Origin of the sequence: Acinetobacter sp. UBA3461 (genome assembly GCF_002381195.1) — a bacterium.
Taxonomy (GTDB): Bacteria; Pseudomonadota; Gammaproteobacteria; order Pseudomonadales; family Moraxellaceae; genus Acinetobacter; species Acinetobacter schindleri.
In genome coordinates, this window is the sequence record NZ_DFRO01000011.1 from 1 (window position 1) to 19517 (window position 19517).

The window sequence follows — 19517 nt, forward strand, 5'->3', positions numbered from 1 at the left end:
ACTTCAAGTTTTACTCTGCCCCTATTAGGTCCCTTAAATGAGTTTGGTACAAACTATCGTAAACCTATAGAAAATACTGAAAATAATAATGAAGCAGCATTATTAAAGCTTCGTGAGTTAATAGCCCCACAAGTTTTACGCAGAATGAAACATGATGTCGCAGATTTACCTGCTAAAACTGAGGTAGAACACTGTAAAAATATTGAAATTTCATTATTGCAAAGACAATTATATATTGATGTGGTTAACCGCTTTAAAAAATTGTCCGCAGAAGGTAATCAGGGGGCGATGCTAACTTCATTACATAGTATGAGAATGATCTGTGCTCATCCATTACAGTTTCAACCAAATGCTACTTTAAGTGACTCTCCGAAGGTAAGTTGGTTAATCGAAACTTTAGAATCTATCAAGCAAAAAAATGAAAAAGTCATTATTTTTACTGAATTTAGAGACATTCAAGTATTTCTTAAACGAATTCTTTTAGAGAGATTCGGCGTAAACGTTACAACGGTTAATGGTGATTCAAATACAAGTAGTAAAAAAGGCTTAACACGGCAAAATTTGATTGATAAATTTCAAGAAAAATCAGGGTTTAATATCATTATCTTGTCCACTACAGCCGTAGGGTTTGGGGTTAACATTCAACGTGCTAATCATGTGATTCACTATACACGTAGTTGGAATCCAGCGAAGGAAGATCAAGCAACTGACCGAGCATATCGTATTGGGCAGGATAAAGAAGTTTTTGTTTACTATCCAACAGTAGTGGCAGAAGATTTCTTTACTTTCGAAGTAAAATTGGACAAGCTTTTATCAAGTAAGAGAGAACTTGCTGATGACATGCTAAAACCAAATATTGATCTTAAAAATGAGTTATTTGAGTTATTAAATGAATAAACTGGTTTGTGGAATGATCATTAATCACCTGACTATTCGTGGAGTTTTAGAGAGCCTGTAAAAATTTTGTGTAATTGCTTTTCATAAATTAAAGGTGATTGCTTAGGCAGTCACCGAATTCAATAATAAAGCGGCTCATAGCTAAACGCCAGTCGCGAATAGGAATATTCCACTTTTTAGATGCCGCATCAATCGTTAGATAAATCATTTTACGTACAGAATCATCTGTTGGGAAGACTTTACGCTTTTTGATCGCCTGGCGCGCGTATTACGCTGTTTAATGATTCGAACTTGCGGAGCAATGCTCTGTACTGGGGGCCTAATAGATCGAGGCGCTGAAAAATCTGGAGTGCCTTGGATTAATATAGCTGAATACTTAATTTATCATCACATCTAAAACCATCGGAAATGAGGTTTTACAGATATTTCCATGTGCTGATGTTTTTAGAATTTAGCTATATAACAGCCATGGTTTTGTACAGTACGTGGCAACCATGAAGAAATGTGCATTCGAGGTCAACATAATCCAAAAATGAAAGACATGCATGAAAGAAATGGAGGTGCATGGTTTTATCGACAATTTCAAATGACAAGACAAAGAGTTATCGAGCGTTTGGAAAGGTTACCGTTGGTCATAGAAGTTAGATTGAAAAATAAAAAAGATCGGTGTTGTTCACGCAGATATTGATATTCATGATTGGAATGCTTTTAAGACAGATATTATGCAAGGTGATTACAATATATCAGGTGTAACCTCTGCCTCTAGCAATGCTTTATAGGGAGAGGGCGTATTCATCAGCAGTCAGCTCACTATGATAGCGTCGAGAATATTGATGAAATCTATCTAGGTCCATACCATTGTGAAAGTGCCTACTAGAATAGATAACTGTCACTATATTGATGTTGGATCTTCCTTTACGAAGAAACTTTGTATTGTGAAAGTTAAATAATAAAGAGATGTGGGAACATATCGTATTACAGCATATAATTTGAAAATTGATTTTCTTGTAGAATGGAGGATAGAATTTAATCTAAAAGTATCTGATTTTTACAAAAAATTACAATAAAAAGCATATATTTTTTTGTATCACTACGTGTATCACTAAATTTTATTATTTTTAAAAGTTATTTAAAATCATGAGATTAAATGTTGGTACGGTAGAGGATATACCTACCAAGATTTTAAAATCTCTAAATACTATAACATTTTTTATTTTAAGCCTTTTTGTATAATCTAATTTAGCCATATAGAAATTCTTCTTTTATTATTCTGATTTTGCTATTTCCTCTCTAGGTATTAGGTTTTTTTATGATTATTTTTTAGATAAAATCTTTAACAAATTATAAATTATTACTAATTCCTTGCTTATTAGTAACGATAACTTATTTTATTCTTAATTATAATTTCCTGTTTTTTTGAGATTTTCTTAAAAATAATAATTTTTCGCTATTTAATTAAGGCGAATTTATAAATTTAACGTAATGATTAAAAATATAAGAATCTATGAAATTTAGCATAATAAGGCATTAAAAATAGAACTGGTTAATATATAGCCATTAGCGAAAAATTTCTATTTGATTTGAATCTTTTTTTAACTTATTAAATTAGTTTATGTAATTGATTTTATTGGTTTATAAGCTTAAGTATTTTTGATATTACCTAACTTTAAAAAAGAAAAACATAGGATCTTTTAAAGTATGCATAAAAAATAATTTGTTTGCTGCTATTTTTTGTAAGACATTAATTTACTAAATACTCGTTTTATTAATATTAATTATTAAAATATCTAAAATATTAGAAATAGCGATAAGATAAAAATATAGAACTATTTAGATATTTTTAGAGAGTTATGTCAAAGTCCAGAAGTGAGTCAAGTAAAGTGACTAAAAATCAGATAGAGAAACGTCCTCTTTATGTGCCATACGCAGGATATACGTTACTTGAGCTGCCTCTTCTAAACAAAGGTTCTGCTTTTACCGAAGAAGAAAGAAAGAGTTTTAATTTACATGGGCTTATCCCTCATGTCATTGAGTCTATTGAAGAACAAAGTCAGCGCTCTTATCAGCAATACTGTTCTTTTAATGATGATATTAATAAGCACATCTACCTGCGTAACATTCAAGATACCAATGAAACGCTGTTTTATCATTTAATTGAAAATCATTTAAGTGAAATGATGCCCATCATTTATACCCCAACGGTAGGTGAGGCGTGTCAGCGCTTTTCAGATATCTATCGCCGGCATCGTGGGATATTTATTTCCTATGCTGACCGTGAGGGCATTGATCAGATTTTACATAACGTTAATCGCAGAAATGTCAAAGTCGTAGTGATTACAGATGGTGAGCGGATTTTAGGTCTGGGTGACCAAGGGATCGGCGGAATGGGTATTCCGATTGGAAAATTAGCCTTATATACCGCATGTGGGGGTATCAGTCCGGCTTATACATTGCCAATTACGCTGGATGTGGGAACCAATAATCAACAGCTCTTAAATGATCCAATCTATATGGGCTGGCGTAAACCGCGTATTAGTGGCGATGAGTATTTCAATTTTGTTGATCAGGTCATTCATGCCGTTCAAAAAAGATGGCCAAATGTCTTGATTCAATTTGAAGATTTTGCTCAACATCATGCGATGCCATTATTAGAAAAATATCGTGATCAAGCATGCTGTTTTAATGATGATATTCAAGGGACGGCTGCAGTTGCAGTGGGTAGCCTGATTGCAGCATCACATGCTTCTAATAAACAACTGAAAGACCAAACCGTAGCTTTCCTCGGAGCAGGTTCTGCAGGATGTGGTATTGCGGAGCAGATTGTTGCCCAGATGGTAGCAGAAGGATTAACGGATGCTCAGGCACGTAAACGTGTTTTCATGGTGGATCGTTTTGGTCTGATTACAGAAAATCAGCCAAATCTTTTAGATTTCCAGCGAAAATTAGCTCAGGATCCAAAAAATATCGCCAAATGGGCAGATGCGGAAAGTACGATTTCATTACTTGATGTAGTGAAATTTGCGAAACCTACAGTTCTTATTGGTGTATCTGGACAGCCGGGCTTATTCAGTAAAGATGTCATTACAGCGATGGCTGAGCACTGTGAGCATCCGATTATTTTCCCATTGTCTAATCCAACTTCCAAAGTGGAAGCGGTTCCTTCAGATATTATCCAGTGGACAGATGGGAAAGCATTAATTGCCACAGGTAGTCCATTTACACCCGTCAATTATCAGGGGGAGATTTATAACATTTCGCAATGTAATAACTCCTATATTTTCCCTGGGATTGGATTAGGTGTAATTGCATCTGGAGCGAAGCGAGTGACCAATAATATGTTAATGGCCTCAAGTAATGCATTAGCTGAATGCTCACCGAAATTGAAAGATCCGAAAGCAGATTTGTTGCCTGAATTGGATCAGATTCAGCAGATTTCCAAGGTGATTGCATTAAGAGTTGCGCAAGCGGCAATACAAGATGGGGTGGCTCCTCAGGCAACTATAGAAACGTTGAAAGAAGCAATTGAAGCGAATTTCTGGAAGCCTGAATATCGTCGATATGAGCGGGTTACATTTTAATAGGTGATCAGATTATAGGAACTAGGTGCAAGGGTTTATAAGTAATATGCTTATGAACCCTTTTTTGAGTAGCTAAGACGATGATCTTCATGAGTAATATTTTCTTGATTTATAATGTCTGATACAAAAAATGAATCTGGGCAGATTCAAAAAGAATAATTTTACAGTTTAATTGAAACTATGAAAGAATGTTAAATAAACTGGTATATGAAATCATCATAAAAACTTGTTATAAATTAAAGATTACGAAACAACTAAATACTTCTACACCTTTTTAATTGAATATGCAGTTAAAAAATCCTCGGAGATGTCCATGTGCGTGCTGCCCGCTATAAAATTCTGATTGTTATATTACTGATTCTAATAGTAAGTTTTGTACTTTTTCGCTGGTGGAAAGGACCGGAATTGCCGAGCTATGCTTTAAAGGCGATGCCATTAGTACAAAATGTAGTAGCAACAGGACGTGTGGCAACGGTATCCCGTGCTGACATTGGCAGTGAGCTTGCTGGTGTAGTGCTGGAACGACGCGTTCAGGAAGGTGATCAAGTTAAACCAGGCGATCTGTTGGTCGTACTGAAATCAGATGAATTGGCTGCCCAGGTGCGTCAGGCAGAAGTTGCACTGACCGAATTAGCCACAAGTCGACGTCCACAGGCCGCAGCAGAGTTAGCCTCGGCCAAAGCTCAACTTGAGCAGGCCAGTCGTGAAGCCAACCGTCGACGTAATGCCGAGCAAGGCATTCTTTCGGCTGAAGAAATTGAACAGGCTATCGAAGCGGAAAGGGTCGCACGCAATAACTTTGAAACCGCACGACTCAAGGCAGCTGCACTGGCGCAAGGACAGGTTGAAGAAGCCTCATTGCGTGAGCAGCTTGCAGTTGCTAAGGCTCAACTGGACAAAACCAAAATTCGTGCGACGGTCGCAGGCACAGTACTGACTCGCGATGTAGAGCCGGGTGATCTGGTTCAGCCAGGACAGACCTTATTTACTATTGCCATTAATGGCAATACCGAAATTCGCGTTCCATTGGATGAACGTAATTTATCGCGACTGGCGTTACAGCAAAAAGCAACGGTGATTGCTGATGCCTATCCGGAGCACACTTTCCCTGCATGGATTAGCTTTATTGCTCCAAGTATCGATCCGCAACGTGGCACAGTTGAGCTTAAACTTACTGTAGATCCGGTACCTGATTTTTTACGTCAGGATATGACGGTTTCAGTCAATGTCGAAACGGGTCGTCGCGAGCGAGCTTTAGCCATACCTAATGATGCGCTCACCGGTCTCAAAGGAGATAAAGCGACGGTACTACTGGTACGTAATGGTAAGGTTCAACGTCAACAAGTCACCTTAGGCTTGCGTGGTCTGGATCGTGCTGAAGTAATTTCAGGTTTGAAGGAGGGTGATCAGGTACTGGCTAATCCGGACGCTTCTTTAGAAGATGGCGCGCGAGTACGGTTAAAACCACAAAATATCCTAACTGAAAATCCTGCCAATCAAAGCAATACTAAAAACGAAATACCGGTGAAACTCGATTGAAAAACTTTTTCGGACGGCTATGGACCGAATGGATAATTGCGGTCAGTTTCTTACGTGAAGGCCGATCACAATCCATCATGATCACTGTCGGAGTTGCAGTGGGCGTGGCTGTGATTGTATTTATTACAGCATTGATTCAAGGTCTACAATCCAATCTGATTGACCGGACTTTAGGGACCCAGGCACATATCCGTTTGTTGTCTCCAGATGAAGTCAATCAGGTCGCACCGACCAAAGAAGGTATTATTCAGCTTGTATTGGAAGATAAACGTGCACAACGCTTACGTTCCATCAATAACTGGCAGCAAATTGTAACGACACTGGATCAATTGCCCGTTCTGACTGCAGTATCACCTGTTGTTTCTGGACCGGCTCTGGTCCAGCGTGGGGATGCGATCGAATCTGTTGCACTGGTTGGGATTGATCTGGAACGTTATCAGCAGATTATTCCTTTAAAAGAATACTTACAGAGCGGTCAGTTAAGGATTGGTGCGGATGATGTCGTGATTGGCAGTGAATTGGCTAAAGATCTTGGTGTGCAGGTAGGGAGTAAATTACGGCTGGATACCGGGCAGCAAGAAAGTACCTTGGTAAATATTGCCGGGATTTTTGAGTTAGGGGTGCGTGAACTGGATGCACGCTATATCTATCTGGATTTGAAACAGGCACAGTCTTTGTTGCTGTTGCCGGGTGGGGTGACGGTAATTGATCTGCGGGTAACGGACCTTTTTCAGGCAGATCAGATTGCGGATCAGGTAGGACGCCTGACGTCCTTGCAGGCTGAAAGCTGGATTGAAACCAATGCGCAGTTGATGAATGCGATTTCCTCACAAAGTCTCTCGACCAATATGATTATTATTTTCGTCGCCGTTTCAGTCGCTTTTGGTATTGCCAGTGTCATGTCAGTTAGCGTGGTGCAACGAACCCGGGAAATTGGAATCTTACGCGCGACTGGTGCAACCCAAACACAAATTTTAAGAGTATTCCTGTTTCAGGGGGCGATTTTTGGGCTTATCGGTTCGGCAATCGGCAGTTCTGCCAGTTATGGCCTGGTATGGATTTTTAATAATTTTGGCCCAGGCCTGTTTTATATTCCAGTACCTATTGAACTGGTACTTCTAGCACTGTTATTGGCAACTTTGACCGGTGTACTGGCAGCCGCTATACCAGCACGTCGTGCAGCAGCCTTGGACCCAGTGGAGGCCATACGTCATGTCTGAGCAGTTTCAGGAAGTTTTGCGTTTAGAGGCGCTGCGAAAATCCTATAACATTGGTCAACCAAATGAAGTGGAAGTTTTGCACGGCATTGACCTGTGTATTGAACGTCAGGATTTTGCTGCGCTGATTGGTCCTTCAGGTTCAGGAAAAAGTACCTTATTGAATATTCTGGGCTTGCTGGATCAGCCGAGCAGTGGTGAATTATATCTGCTGGGCCAGCCGACCAGTAAAATGACAGATACACAACGGACTGCACTACGAGGCAACAGTATTGGCTTCGTTTTCCAGTTTCACCATCTGATTCAGGCATTTACTGCCCTCAATAATATTTTAATGCCATTAATGTTGACCCAAGGCAGACCCGATCAGCAGTCAATTGATCGGGCACGTGAATTACTGGCAGCAGTTGGACTGGAAAAGTTTGCTCATCGTAAACCGAATGAGCTGTCTGGTGGACAGCAACAGCGTGTTGCGATTGCTCGTGCATTAATTACCAATCCAGCTTTATTACTGGCAGATGAACCCACCGGAAATCTGGATACGCAAACTGCGGAAGAAATGTTTGCGCTATTTCGTAAGGTGCATCAGGAACGGGATTGTGCCGTACTTTTAGTCACTCATGATCCGCGTTTATCAGCCACCTGTGATCGTACCATCAATCTGGTCGATGGCCTGATTCAAAGTGATACCAGAATGCAAAGGGTTGAGAAAGAACCGAAGGAATGACTCATTCATTCATCATTATAAGAACATGACTATTCTGATTTTGATCATGTCGCTCATGTTCTACAATAGGATGAGTTTTTCAAAAAGTATCCAAAGCAGAGGGACAGCTCTGTATTTTCAGGATTTTTCAGGGGGTAGGGTAGTTCAAGCCAAATATAATGCTAAAGGCCTGCAATACCATAAAGATGATTAGCTAGGGATTCTCATCTTCTTCATCCTCATGTCTTTGACGGATCTGGTCGCGTTTAACTTGGGGATCTTTATCTATACCTAATTGACCACGTTGAATTTCCAGATCCTGCTTTTCTTGCGGGTCTAATTCCTCCTCAGGAAATTCTTCGTTCAATGCTTCCTCAAGTTGTTTGTTTTCATCTGGATTTGCCATAAGAGTTTACCTACTTCTTCATGAATCACGTTATTGGATGTTCTTTCTATTATAAAAACCGAACCTCCCAAGTCTGTTGTATTTATAGCTCGGCTGATTTAAAAAATTGTTGCCAATGTAAGTGATTTTAATGACTCGCTAATAATCCTAATAAGTGCTTTATAAATGTTAATGCTTGTTTAGAAGCATTAGTTCACAATTTCTTTTTCTCCTGGACAGATCAATGTATTAATCTAAGTCTAGTGCCAAATATCTTATGACATAGAGAATGATAAATTTTATATAAAAATCAGTTTTGGTGCCTGTTGCTGGCAAGCAAATTGCAATAACAACATACCGTCAGGTTCTGTGCCAGAAGTGCAGAGCCTAAATTAAACCCTCAGCTTCGCCACAAGCGGAAAAGAGTTTTAAAGGTTAGCGTATATGGCAATTCAATCTAATCCTCGGGTGATTTACCCGACGCGTCATCCTGCACCGCAGGAGACCAGAAAACATACTGCGTTTGAAGACCTACAGGCCTTATTCTCAGGTTCTCTGTTTGTCAGTATCTGTATGACCATGTTTGCTCAGGCGGGCTTATTGACCGGCAGTACCGCAGGGCTTGCCTTTGTGCTGCATTACGCCACAGGCTGGTCTTTCAGTCTAATCTATTTTGTGATCAATATCCCTTTTTACTGGTTCGCCTGGAAATATATTGGCAGGGAATTTACGCTTAAAACTTTTATTTCTGTCGCTTTACTCTCACTGATTACCTTTATTGCACCTCGGTATTTGCATATTGATTATTTGCATCCAGCTTTTGCCGCGATTGCAGGTGGCTTTCTGATGGGAACCGGTGTGCTGTTCTTGGCCCGACATAAATCCAGTCTCGGTGGTGCAACCATCATTTCCCTATATGCACAGGAAAAGTGGGGTATGAAAGCAGGCAATGTACAGATGGTAATTGACTGTATTGTGGTGCTACTTGCACTCTGGATTGTGCCATTTGATAAAGTGCTTTGGTCAATTCTGGCAGCAGTGATCATGGGAAGTTTTCTGGCGATTAATCATCGACCGGGACGCTATAAAGGGCATTAAATAAAAGACAGGATTGGAAAATAACCTAAGCATTAATACTGATTCATAAATCTAGAAAAGAGCAATAAACAACAAGGCCTGTTGCTCTTTAATATTGAATCAAACCACGTCCATCAGAACATGATCGCTAGAATGTGTACTGATAGCTAACTATATTTAACTTTACTTGAATTGCTTTAATTTGCTATCTAAATGCCTTTCTTTTACTGACTTCTTTCCACCTTCAGTTTTGTAGCCGACGGCTTTTTTATAACAAATATCTACAATAATTTATTGTGTTAAAAGTAGAGCAACACCCCTTATGAACATCTCAAAATTACAATCTTGGAGTAGATTACTGATAAATAAAAAAGTATATTTTTTAGCTTAAATTTGCCGATTTATTTATCTAAAACACTATGATCAGAATAAAATTAAAAACAGTAAAATCATCATTTTCGCTAACATATTCAGATTTTGTTTAAATTGACCAAGATGTTTCAAGTAGTCTGTCATTAAGTCCAACACTGAACAAATCTGTTCATCGTTTTTTTGTCTCTTTTAATAGTTAAAAACTTTGATCGTCCTGAAATAGTGCTAAAAATGATGATGATGAATAGTCCATTTGACTTTTTAAAGTATAGGTACTTATAAAAAAGCTATTTTCTATACGGTGAATAAACTAAGTAAACTTAAGGATTCATTAGAAATTAACAGCTCTAAAAAAAACTATATATTAGAAAAACTGCTAAATATTCTTTAAAAATAGGCAGAATAAGAATAATAGATTTTTTGTATATGAAAGATGAGGAAATTGATTGGATTATAATCAATAGAAAATTGCAACAAATTGTATAATTTTTCAGCAAAATCACAACTTGAAATGATATTTCGTTGACTGTAAAGCAAGGAGATACGATACTCTCAAGGTTTAATGCAAACATATCGGTTCACAGGGTCTGAGTCAAAAGCTTGATCCTCAAAACTCTATCAAACGCAAGGGGCTATATATGGCTGGTGGAAAGTCAACAATCATTTACACACTGACCGACGAGGCGCCATTGTTGGCGACCTACTCGCTACTGCCGATCATTGAGACCTTTACTAAGCCTGCTGGCGTTGAGATTGTCAAAACTGACATCTCTGTTGCAGCACGCGTGCTCGCAGAATTCTCAGACTACCTGACTGAAGAACAGAAAGTAGCTGACAACCTTGCTGAGCTAGGCCGTCTTACACAAGATCCAAGCACAAATATTATTAAACTACCTAATATCAGTGCTTCTGTAGCTCAGTTAACAGCATGTATTAAAGAGCTTCAGTCTAAGGGCTATGCAATTCCTGATTATCCAGAAAACCCAACTACTGAAGAAGAAAAAGCACTTAAAGCACGTTTCGGTAAATGCCTCGGTTCTGCTGTAAACCCGGTATTACGTGAAGGTAACTCTGACCGTCGTGCCCCAACTGCCGTTAAAAACTACGCGAAAAAACACCCGCATTCTATGAGCGAGTGGAAACAGTGGTCACAAACTCACGTTTCACATATGGACGAAGGTGACTTCTACCACGGTGAAAAGTCAATGACTTTAGACCGCGCACGTAACGTGAAAATGGAATTGATCACTAAGTCTGGTGAAACCATTGTTCTTAAGCCAAAAGTTGCGCTTCAAGACGGCGAAATCATCGACTCAATGTTCATGAGCAAAAAAGCGCTTTGCGACTTCTATGAAAAAGAATTAGATGACTGTAAAGAAGCAGGCATCCTGTTCTCTCTACACGTTAAAGCGACCATGATGAAAGTGTCACACCCGATCGTATTCGGTCACTGTGTGCGCATTTACTACAAAGAAGCGTTTGAGAAACACGGTAAACTGTTTGATGAGCTAGGCATTAACGTAAACAACGGTATGGCTGGCCTTTACGAGAAGATTGAAACACTTCCGACTTCTTTACGTGAAGAAATCATCCGTGACTTACACGCTTGTCAAGAACACCGTCCAGCGCTTGCAATGGTTGATTCTGCGAAAGGTATCACTAACTTCCATTCTCCAAACGACGTAATTGTAGATGCTTCTATGCCTGCAATGATTCGTGGTGGGGGTAAAATGTGGGGTGCTGACGGCAAACCTTACGACTGTAAAGCAGTAATGCCTGAGTCTACTTTCGCGCGTATTTACCAGGAAATGATCAATTTCTGTAAATGGAATGGTAACTTCGATCCACGTACAATGGGTACTGTACCTAACGTGGGTCTGATGGCGCAAAAAGCTGAAGAATACGGTTCACACGACAAGACTTTCGAAATTCCTGAAGCAGGTATTGCGAACATCACTGACCTGGAAACAGGTGAAGTGTTGATGTCTCAAAACGTGGAAGAAGGCGATATCTGGCGTATGTGTCAGGTGAAAGATGCACCGATCCGTGACTGGGTAAAACTTGCTGTAACGCGTGCACGTAACTCTGGCATGCCTGCAATCTTCTGGCTTGACCCGTACCGTCCACACGAAAACGAACTAATCAAGAAAGTTCAAACTTACTTGAAAGATCATGACACTGACGGTCTAGACATCCAGATCATGTCTCAAGTACGTGCGATGCGTTATACACTTGAACGTGTTGCTCGTGGCCTGGATACTATTTCAGTAACTGGTAACATTCTGCGTGACTACCTGACTGACTTGTTCCCGATCATGGAACTGGGTACTTCTGCGAAAATGCTTTCTATCGTACCATTAATGGCGGGTGGCGGCATGTACGAAACTGGTGCGGGCGGTTCTGCACCTAAGCATGTACAACAGCTGGTAGAAGAAAACCACTTACGTTGGGATTCTCTAGGCGAGTTCCTGGCACTTGCTGTTTCTCTAGAAGAAATGGGCATTAAAGAAAATAATCCACGTGCGAAACTACTTGCAAACACACTTGATGCTGCAACTGGTAAATTGCTTGACAATGACAAGTCTCCATCACGTCGTACTGGCGAGTTAGACAACCGTGGTAGCCACTTCTACCTGGCTAAATTCTGGGCTGAAGAGCTTGCTACGCAAGACCAAGATGCAGAATTGAAAGCGAAATTCGCGCCTATCGCACAAGCCTTGGCTGAAAACGAAGCGAAAATCGTTGAAGAGCTGAACACTGTTCAAGGTAAAACTGTAGACATCGGTGGTTACTACGCAGTTGATCCTGCGAAAGTAAATGCTGTAATGCGTCCAAGTGCGACATTGAACCAGATCATTGAATCACTACAGGCTTAATTAGAAGCTGGACTGACTATCAGCTTAGTGAAGTGAAATAAAAACCGGTGCTTAGGCACCGGTTTTTATTTCATGATGAAAACTAAAGGGATGCTTTATTGACGAAGCATCAGCCTTTAGGGCTATAGGTGAAATGAATAAACAGCCATTTCATATTAAATAAGAAGATGATTCGTTTTGAACACCCCAAAAAATTAGCTTGAACACCCGATTAAAGGTATAGACAATATAATGAATATATTGAAAGAATTAGATTAATACTCAGGCTGAGTAATTGCAGGACTCAAATGTCGAGGAGGTGTCTGAATGTCATATCAGTTCATCCAGCCTATTCAGGAAGATCGGTTCGACATTGTGGGTGATATTCATGGTGAGATCGACGCCTTAAACAGTCTCTTACATGTCATGGGCTATAATCTTAAAGGTGAGCATCCAGAACAGCGTAAGCTGATCTTTGTGGGTGATCTTTGTGACCGTGGGCAAAACAGTGTCGCGGTAATTCAGCAAGTGAAGATTTTAATAGAGCGGGGCCATGCCTACTGTGTGCTGGGCAACCATGAGCTGAACCTGCTAAATCAATCCTATCGTGAAGGCAATGGCTGGTATTTTGGCTCACCGCATATGGATGACCATAAGTCTTTTTACTCTGTACCTGCTACGCCACAAGACCAGCAGTGGATTCTACAATTTCTGCAAACTTTGCCCATTGCACTGGAATCAGCTCAAGTCCGGGTTGTGCATGCCTGCTGGGATACACACTCCATTCAACAACTAAAAGTACTGGACAAGCTGCATTTACTTGAAGCCTATGAATATTTTGTCCAGCAGACCCAGCAACATGTTACTGATGCAGGTATTACAGAACAGGCATTCCAGGAAGCAGATCAGTTTCGTGAAGCGCTTACTGATCCGAATAGCGATATTCCTTGGCTGAAACATATGGCACAAAAGGAATGGATTGAGCAGATGTATAATCCCATCAAAGTGTTGACCTCTGGTGCTGAATATATGACAGACAAGCCCATTTATGCTGGCGGCAAGTGGCGCATGAAAGACCGTCTGCCTTGGTGGGAGGATTATCAGGAGGATATTCCCGTCATTATTGGTCATTACTGGCGTAAATTTGACTCGACTGAAGTGAAAGCTGGCCTGTTTCAGCAGATTGACCCGCTACAGTGGTTTGGGCATAAGCAAAATGTGTTCTGTGTGGATTATTCAGTCGGCAAACGCTATCTGGATCGGCAGCAGCAACGAGAATTTTCAAGCAAATTAGCGGCTCTTAGATGGCCTGAAAAGCAGGTGATTTTTGAGGATGGTTCAACTTATTTGACTTCTTAATCTGTTTAAATGGTGTTGGTCTGATATTAAATAACAGATAAAGAAAAAGCGATCTAAGTGACCGCTTTTATAACTAGATCAGCCGGATTATTCAGCTTCAATAATTTCAAAATCGTGCGTAATTTCCACACCGCCATCAGACAGCATTTTACTGGCTGAGCAGTATTTTTCGGCAGAAAGCTCGACAGCCTTAGCCACTTGTTTCTCTTTAATGCCTTTACCTGTCACCACAAAATGCAGGTGAATCTTCGTAAATACCGCAGGAATAGTATCGGCACGTTCTGCATTGAGTTCACAGCGAACATCAGTAATGTCCTGACGCGCTTTCTTTAAAATGGTGACAATATCAAACGAAGCACAACCACCCAAACCGGTTAATAGAAGTTCCATTGGGCGAGGACCACGGTTCTCACCACCGTATTCTGGCGAGCCGTCCATGACGATACTGTGACCACTTTGCGTTTTTGCTTCAAAAGCAACATTCTCTAACCAATGAACGCTTGTTTGCATTGCAACTACCTAAAAAAAGCTATAAATTTACGAAGTAACTGTACACTAACATAAATTGGGTTGATAAGGAATTTCATTCCCACTGTGTGACAAGTTCACATTAGGTCTTGTGCGATCTAAAAATTATCCTTATTTGGAACTGCTAGCATGACTTCAAACTTTTCACAATTAAGCACAGATGCACTTTCTCCGGGGCAATTGCCAGAATCCGTGAAGGCATTATTAAAACGTGCATATATCAACCGTTACCCAAAACGTACAACGATCGTTGATGCAGGAACAGAATCTAAATCTTTATATTTGATTCTGAAGGGGTCTGTATCGATCATTCTTCGTGAAGATGATGAGCGTGAAATTGTCGTGGCGTATCTGAACGCGGGTGACTTTTTTGGGGAAATGGGCTTATTCGAAGCAAATCCACAACGTACTGCAGAAGTGCGTACGCGTGACGTTTGTGAAATTGCAGAGATTAGCTACGAAAACTTCCATGAATTAAGCAAACAATATCCTGACTTGAGTTATGCGGTCTTTGCCCAACTGGTTCGCCGTCTGAAGAATACGACACGTAAAGTAACTGACCTGGCATTTATTGATGTTTCTGGTCGTATCGCACGTTGTCTGATCGATCTTTCAGCTCAGCCTGAAGCGATGATCTTGCCAAATGGCCGTCAGATTCGTATTACCCGTCAGGAAATTGGCCGTATTGTAGGTTGTTCCCGTGAAATGGTCGGTCGCGTGCTGAAAACCCTTGAAGAGCAAGGCATGATCGAAACGGATGGTAAAGCAATTCTGATCTTTGATGCCTCACTGGAACAAAATGAAGTAACAGCTGAAGATGATTCAGAAGAATAAGCTGCAATTTTGAGAAAAGGGCAAACCTTCGGGTTTGCCTTTTTTATAGCTGCGGAAAATCCGACATCACAAATAAGAACAAACTTCTCAGAAAAGATGATTTCAGCCCGTCGCTTTCCTTCTATACTCTATGTGTACTTTATTATGATAAGTCAAACCTAGAATAGACAGGGAATTATTCATGCAATTCAAACCACTTGCAGATACCGGTATTTTACTTCCAGAAATCTGTTTAGGCACCATGACCTTTGGTGAACAAAATACCCAGGAAGAAGCTTTTAAGCAACTCGATTATGCACTGGATCAAGGACTGTATTTCTGGGATACCGCAGAAATGTACCCGGTACCACCAAAACCGGAAACCCAAGGTGCGACAGAACGCATTATCGGGAACTGGATTGCATCACGTGGCGGTCGTGACAAACTGTTTTTAGCATCCAAAATCGCTGGTCCATCACAAGGTGGTAGTCATATCCGTGATGGACAGACCCGTTTTGGGGCAGATGAAATTTCAGCGGCCATAGACCAGTCATTGTCACGTCTGCAAACCGATTATATCGACTTATACCAGTTGCACTGGCCGCAACGCCCAACGAATTTCTTTGGTAAACTCGGTTATGGCAATGCTGAAGCGGCCGAAGACCGTGCAGTGACGGATCTCGAAGAAACCCTGACCGCCTTGCAATATGAAATTAAAAATGGCCGCATCCGTTACATCGGTCTGTCGAATGAGACCCCATGGGGGACGATGAAGTTCCTGCATCTGGCCGAGAAACTGGGATTATCAAAATTTGTCAGCGTACAGAATCCATATAACCTGCTGAATCGTACCTATGAAATCGGTATGTCAGAAATTGCCAAATATGAAGGTGTAGGCTTACTGGCTTATTCACCTCTGGCATTCGGATATCTGACGGGTAAATTCCGCAATGGCGCACGTCCAGCCAAGGCTCGTGTCACCTTATTCTCGCGTTTTAGCCGTTATAGCAATCCGGAAAGTGAATGGGCGGTGGAGCAATATGCACAACTGGCAGAGCAGCATGGTCTGACCTTGACTCAATTGGCATTGGCATTTATTAAGCAGCAGTTCTTTGTAACCAGCACGATTATTGGTGCAACTAATCTGGATCAGCTAAAAGAAAATATTCAGGCTTTTGAAGTGGAGCTGTCTGAGGAAGTACTGAAAGGCATTGAAGCGATTCATCGTCAGCAGCCGAATCCAGCACCATAATTTTTATAATTTATTCCGGAAAAGCCTTTATTGATAAAGGCTTTTTCTATTTCACATGATTAAGTTTATGGCTGAATAAAAAATCTTCTTTGTTTACTTGAAATATGATTTGACTATACCAATATTATTATTGAAGACTGCCTGATATTTATTTTAAGTTTTTGAAAAATATATATAAATTTATTTGAAATTTATGTGCGTGCTCCCATATATGAATTAAGTTAAAAATTTGTTGTGAGGAATAACAATAATGCGCTTTGAAAAATTTACAAATCGCCTGCAGCAAACCCTTTCAGATGCACAATCCTTGGCAATGGGTAAGGACCATGCTTCTATCGACGGTATTCACATTCTGGCAACTTTGTTAGATGAATCATCCAATATCAGTCTGCTGCAACAGGCAGGTGCGAACTTACGTGATTTGCAGACTAAACTGCAAACTGCGCTGAGTAATGCACCGACTTTAAGCCAGTCCACCGGTGATATTAACCTCAGCCCTGAAGCAGCGAAAGTTCTGCATCTGGCAGACAGTTTTGCCCAAAAAGCAGGGGATGAATTCCTTTCTACTGACTGGGTATTGTTAGCATTAGCGGAAACAGGCAAAACCAAATCACTTTTAAGTGAAGTAGGTGTTAAAGCCGAGACCTTAAAACAAGTCATTCATCAAATTCGAGGCAATGAAAAAGTCATGAGCAATAATCATGAAGATCAGCGTGACTCTTTAAATAAATACACCATTGACCTGACTGAACGCGCATTACAAGGCAAGCTGGATCCAGTGATTGGTCGTGATGATGAAATTCGCCGTACCATTCAGGTTTTGTCACGCCGTACCAAAAATAACCCGGTACTGATCGGTGAGCCTGGTGTCGGTAAAACTGCGATTGTAGAAGGTCTGGCACAGCGTATCGTGAATGGGGAGGTTCCAGAAGGTCTGAAAGGTAAACGCGTTCTGTCACTGGATTTAGGTTCATTGCTGGCTGGTGCCAAATACCGTGGCGAATTTGAAGAACGTCTAAAAGCTGTTCTGAAAGACCTGGCCAAACATGAAGGCGAAATTATTCTGTTTATCGACGAGCTGCATACCTTGGTGGGCGCAGGTAAGGGCGATGGTGCCATGGATGCCGGTAACATGCTGAAACCAGCATTGGCACGTGGTGAGCTGCGTTGTGTGGGTGCAACGACCCTAGATGAATACCGCCAGTACATCGAAAAAGATGCAGCCTTGGAACGTCGTTTCCAGAAAGTATTGGTGGATGAACCAAGTGTAGAAGATACCATTGCAATTTTACGTGGTCTGAAAGACCGTTATGCGACTCACCATGGTGTACAGATTCTGGATTCTGCGATTATCGCTGCAGCTAAAATGTCACATCGTTACATCACTGACCGTCAGTTGCCAGACAAAGCGATTGACCTGATTGATGAAGCAGCATCGCGCATCAAAATGGAGCTGGACTCTAAGCCAGAAGCTTTGGATAAACTTGAACGCCGTTTAATTCAGCTGAAAATGCAATTGGAAGCGGTGAAAAAAGATGAGGATTCGGGTGCCAAGTCTGAAGTGAAATATCTGGAAGATCAGATTGCTACAGTTGAGAAAGAGTATAGCGAACTGGAAGAAATCTGGCGTGCAGACAAAGCGCTGGTTGCGGGCAATAAAGACATTCAGGTGAAGCTGGATCAAGCCCGTATTGCGCTAGAAAAAGCGCAGCGTGAGGGTGATCTGGCAGAAGCGGCACGTTATCAGTATGGTGTGATTCCTGAGTTACAGAAGCAACTGGAACGTATTGAAGCAGCTGAAGAAAGTGAAGCACCAAAACTACTACGTGACAAAGTCACTGACAATGAGATTGCTGAAGTGGTCAGTGCTGCAACTGGTATTCCAGTGGCAAAAATGCTGCAAGGTGAGCGTGACAAACTGCTACATATGGAAGAATTCCTGCATAAACGTGTCGTTGGTCAGGAAGAGGCTGTTGTAGCAGTGTCGAATGCAGTCCGTCGTTCTCGTGCCGGATTGTCTGATCCAAACCGTCCAAGTGGTTCATTCCTGTTCTTGGGTCCAACCGGGGTGGGTAAGACTGAGTTGACCAAAGCTTTGGCGAACTTCCTGTTTGACAGTGATGATGCAATGATCCGTATCGACATGTCGGAATTTATGGAAAAACATTCTGTCAGCCGTCTGGTTGGTGCGCCTCCGGGCTATGTCGGTTATGAAGAAGGTGGTGTGCTGACTGAAGCGGTACGTCGTAAACCCTATAGCGTGGTGCTGTTTGATGAAGTTGAGAAAGCGCATCCGGATGTATTTAATATTTTATTACAGGTACTGGATGATGGCCGCTTAACGGATTCACAAGGCCGTGTGGTGGACTTTAAAAATACCGTGATCGTGATGACTTCTAACTTGGGTTCAAGTGATGTGCGTGAACTGGGTGGTGGTGCGACCCGAGATGAGGTACGTAGTGTGGTGATGAATGCAGTGTCGGAACACTTCCGTCCTGAGTTCATTAATCGTATCGATGAGATTGTGGTGTTCCATTCACTGGAAAAAGCCCAGATTCGTGGTATTGCTGATATCCAGTTGAACCGTTTACGTCAACGTCTGGCAGAGCGCGACTTGCGCTTATCCGTGGAAGACAGTGCTTTTGACCAGTTGATCGATGTAGGCTTTGATCCTCTATATGGTGCGCGACCATTGAAACGTGCGATTCAGCAACGTATAGAAAATGGCTTGGCGCAAAACATTCTTGAAGGTAAATTCAACCCAGGCGATACCATTGTGGTTAGCGCTGAAAATGGTGAACTGGTCTTTGATAAAATGAAGCTCAACTAATCTAAACTGATCGGAAAAGAAAAACCCAGCCTAGACTGGGTTTTTCTTTATGGTACTTACTTCTTCCATCGCACCACTTTTCTTTTTCTCCCTCTGCGAGAAAAAGAAA

General features: G+C 41.2%; 13 protein-coding genes and 2 pseudogenes. 12 read left to right on the forward strand and 3 right to left on the reverse strand.

The features are described 5' to 3' along the window. Positions 1–897, forward strand: an 897-nt coding sequence (locus tag B3D47_RS01955; RefSeq protein WP_286859650.1) for a DEAD/DEAH box helicase, incomplete at its 5' end; no start/stop codon positions are given. Positions 898–985: 88 nt separating this feature from the next. Here the strand turns inward: B3D47_RS01955 and B3D47_RS01960 are convergent. After that, positions 986–1159, reverse strand: a pseudogene (locus B3D47_RS01960) (IS256 family transposase); the annotation flags it as partial. Between the two features lie 201 nt (positions 1160–1360). Here B3D47_RS01960 and B3D47_RS01965 point away from each other — a divergent pair. From B3D47_RS01965 to B3D47_RS01985, 5 genes and pseudogenes are all read left to right on the forward strand, one after another. After that, a pseudogene (locus B3D47_RS01965) lies at positions 1361–1847 on the forward strand (serine/threonine-protein phosphatase 2); the annotation flags it as partial. 900 nt (positions 1848–2747) lie between these two features. Continuing rightward, positions 2748–4475 (forward strand): NAD-dependent malic enzyme, encoded by a 1728-nt coding sequence (locus B3D47_RS01970; RefSeq protein WP_286859651.1) that lies wholly within the window; start codon positions 2748–2750, stop codon positions 4473–4475. 315 nt (positions 4476–4790) lie between these two features. Next, a complete protein-coding gene (locus B3D47_RS01975; protein WP_286859652.1) occupies positions 4791–6014 on the forward strand; it encodes an efflux RND transporter periplasmic adaptor subunit in 1224 nt (407 codons plus the stop codon). Continuing rightward, positions 6011–7234: an ABC transporter permease gene (locus B3D47_RS01980; RefSeq protein WP_286859654.1), complete on the forward strand. Its 1224-nt coding sequence runs from the start codon at positions 6011–6013 to the stop codon at positions 7232–7234. Before B3D47_RS01975 ends, B3D47_RS01980 begins: the two co-directional genes overlap by 4 nt. Further along, entirely contained in the window at positions 7227–7958 is a 732-nt protein-coding gene (locus tag B3D47_RS01985; RefSeq protein WP_286859656.1) for an ABC transporter ATP-binding protein, read from the forward strand. Before B3D47_RS01980 ends, B3D47_RS01985 begins: the two co-directional genes overlap by 8 nt. Positions 7959–8151: 193 nt before the next feature. On the opposite strand, the gene B3D47_RS01990 is transcribed toward B3D47_RS01985, so the two are convergent. Further along, positions 8152–8343 carry a hypothetical protein gene (locus B3D47_RS01990; RefSeq protein ID WP_286859658.1) on the reverse strand — a complete coding sequence of 64 codons (192 nt, stop codon included), beginning with the start codon at positions 8341–8343 and terminating at the stop codon, positions 8152–8154. A gap of 423 nt (positions 8344–8766) precedes the next feature. Between B3D47_RS01990 and B3D47_RS01995 the strand changes: the two genes are divergently transcribed. The 3 genes from B3D47_RS01995 to B3D47_RS02005 all read left to right on the forward strand — a co-directional run bounded on the left by B3D47_RS01995 (position 8767) and on the right by B3D47_RS02005 (position 13985). Beyond that, positions 8767–9420: a YitT family protein gene (locus B3D47_RS01995; RefSeq protein ID WP_071320500.1), complete on the forward strand. Its 654-nt coding sequence runs from the start codon at positions 8767–8769 to the stop codon at positions 9418–9420. A gap of 989 nt (positions 9421–10409) precedes the next feature. Continuing rightward, on the forward strand, positions 10410–12647 hold the full coding sequence (locus tag B3D47_RS02000; RefSeq protein WP_004894125.1) for an NADP-dependent isocitrate dehydrogenase: 2238 nt from the start codon (positions 10410–10412) through the stop codon (positions 12645–12647). A gap of 306 nt (positions 12648–12953) precedes the next feature. Continuing rightward, on the forward strand, positions 12954–13985 hold the full coding sequence (locus B3D47_RS02005; protein ID WP_286859660.1) for a metallophosphoesterase: 1032 nt from the start codon (positions 12954–12956) through the stop codon (positions 13983–13985). An 87-nt stretch (positions 13986–14072) separates the two neighbouring features. Here B3D47_RS02005 and B3D47_RS02010 read toward each other — a convergent pair whose 3' ends face one another. Then, positions 14073–14495: an OsmC family protein gene (locus tag B3D47_RS02010; RefSeq protein ID WP_004812288.1), complete on the reverse strand. Its 423-nt coding sequence runs from the start codon at positions 14493–14495 to the stop codon at positions 14073–14075. A 147-nt stretch (positions 14496–14642) separates the two neighbouring features. On the opposite strand from B3D47_RS02010, the gene crp reads away from it, so the two are divergent. The 3 genes from crp to clpB all read left to right on the forward strand — a co-directional run bounded on the left by crp (position 14643) and on the right by clpB (position 19408). Continuing rightward, entirely contained in the window at positions 14643–15347 is a 705-nt protein-coding gene (gene crp, locus B3D47_RS02015) for a cAMP-activated global transcriptional regulator CRP (protein ID WP_163171544.1), read from the forward strand. Positions 15348–15528: 181 nt separating this feature from the next. Next, on the forward strand, positions 15529–16578 hold the full coding sequence (locus tag B3D47_RS02020) for an NADP(H)-dependent aldo-keto reductase (RefSeq protein ID WP_286859663.1): 1050 nt from the start codon (positions 15529–15531) through the stop codon (positions 16576–16578). A 250-nt stretch (positions 16579–16828) separates the two neighbouring features. After that, positions 16829–19408 (forward strand): ATP-dependent chaperone ClpB, encoded by a 2580-nt coding sequence (gene clpB / locus B3D47_RS02025; RefSeq protein WP_163166551.1) that lies wholly within the window; start codon positions 16829–16831, stop codon positions 19406–19408. The last annotated feature ends 109 nt before the right edge of the window (positions 19409–19517 follow it).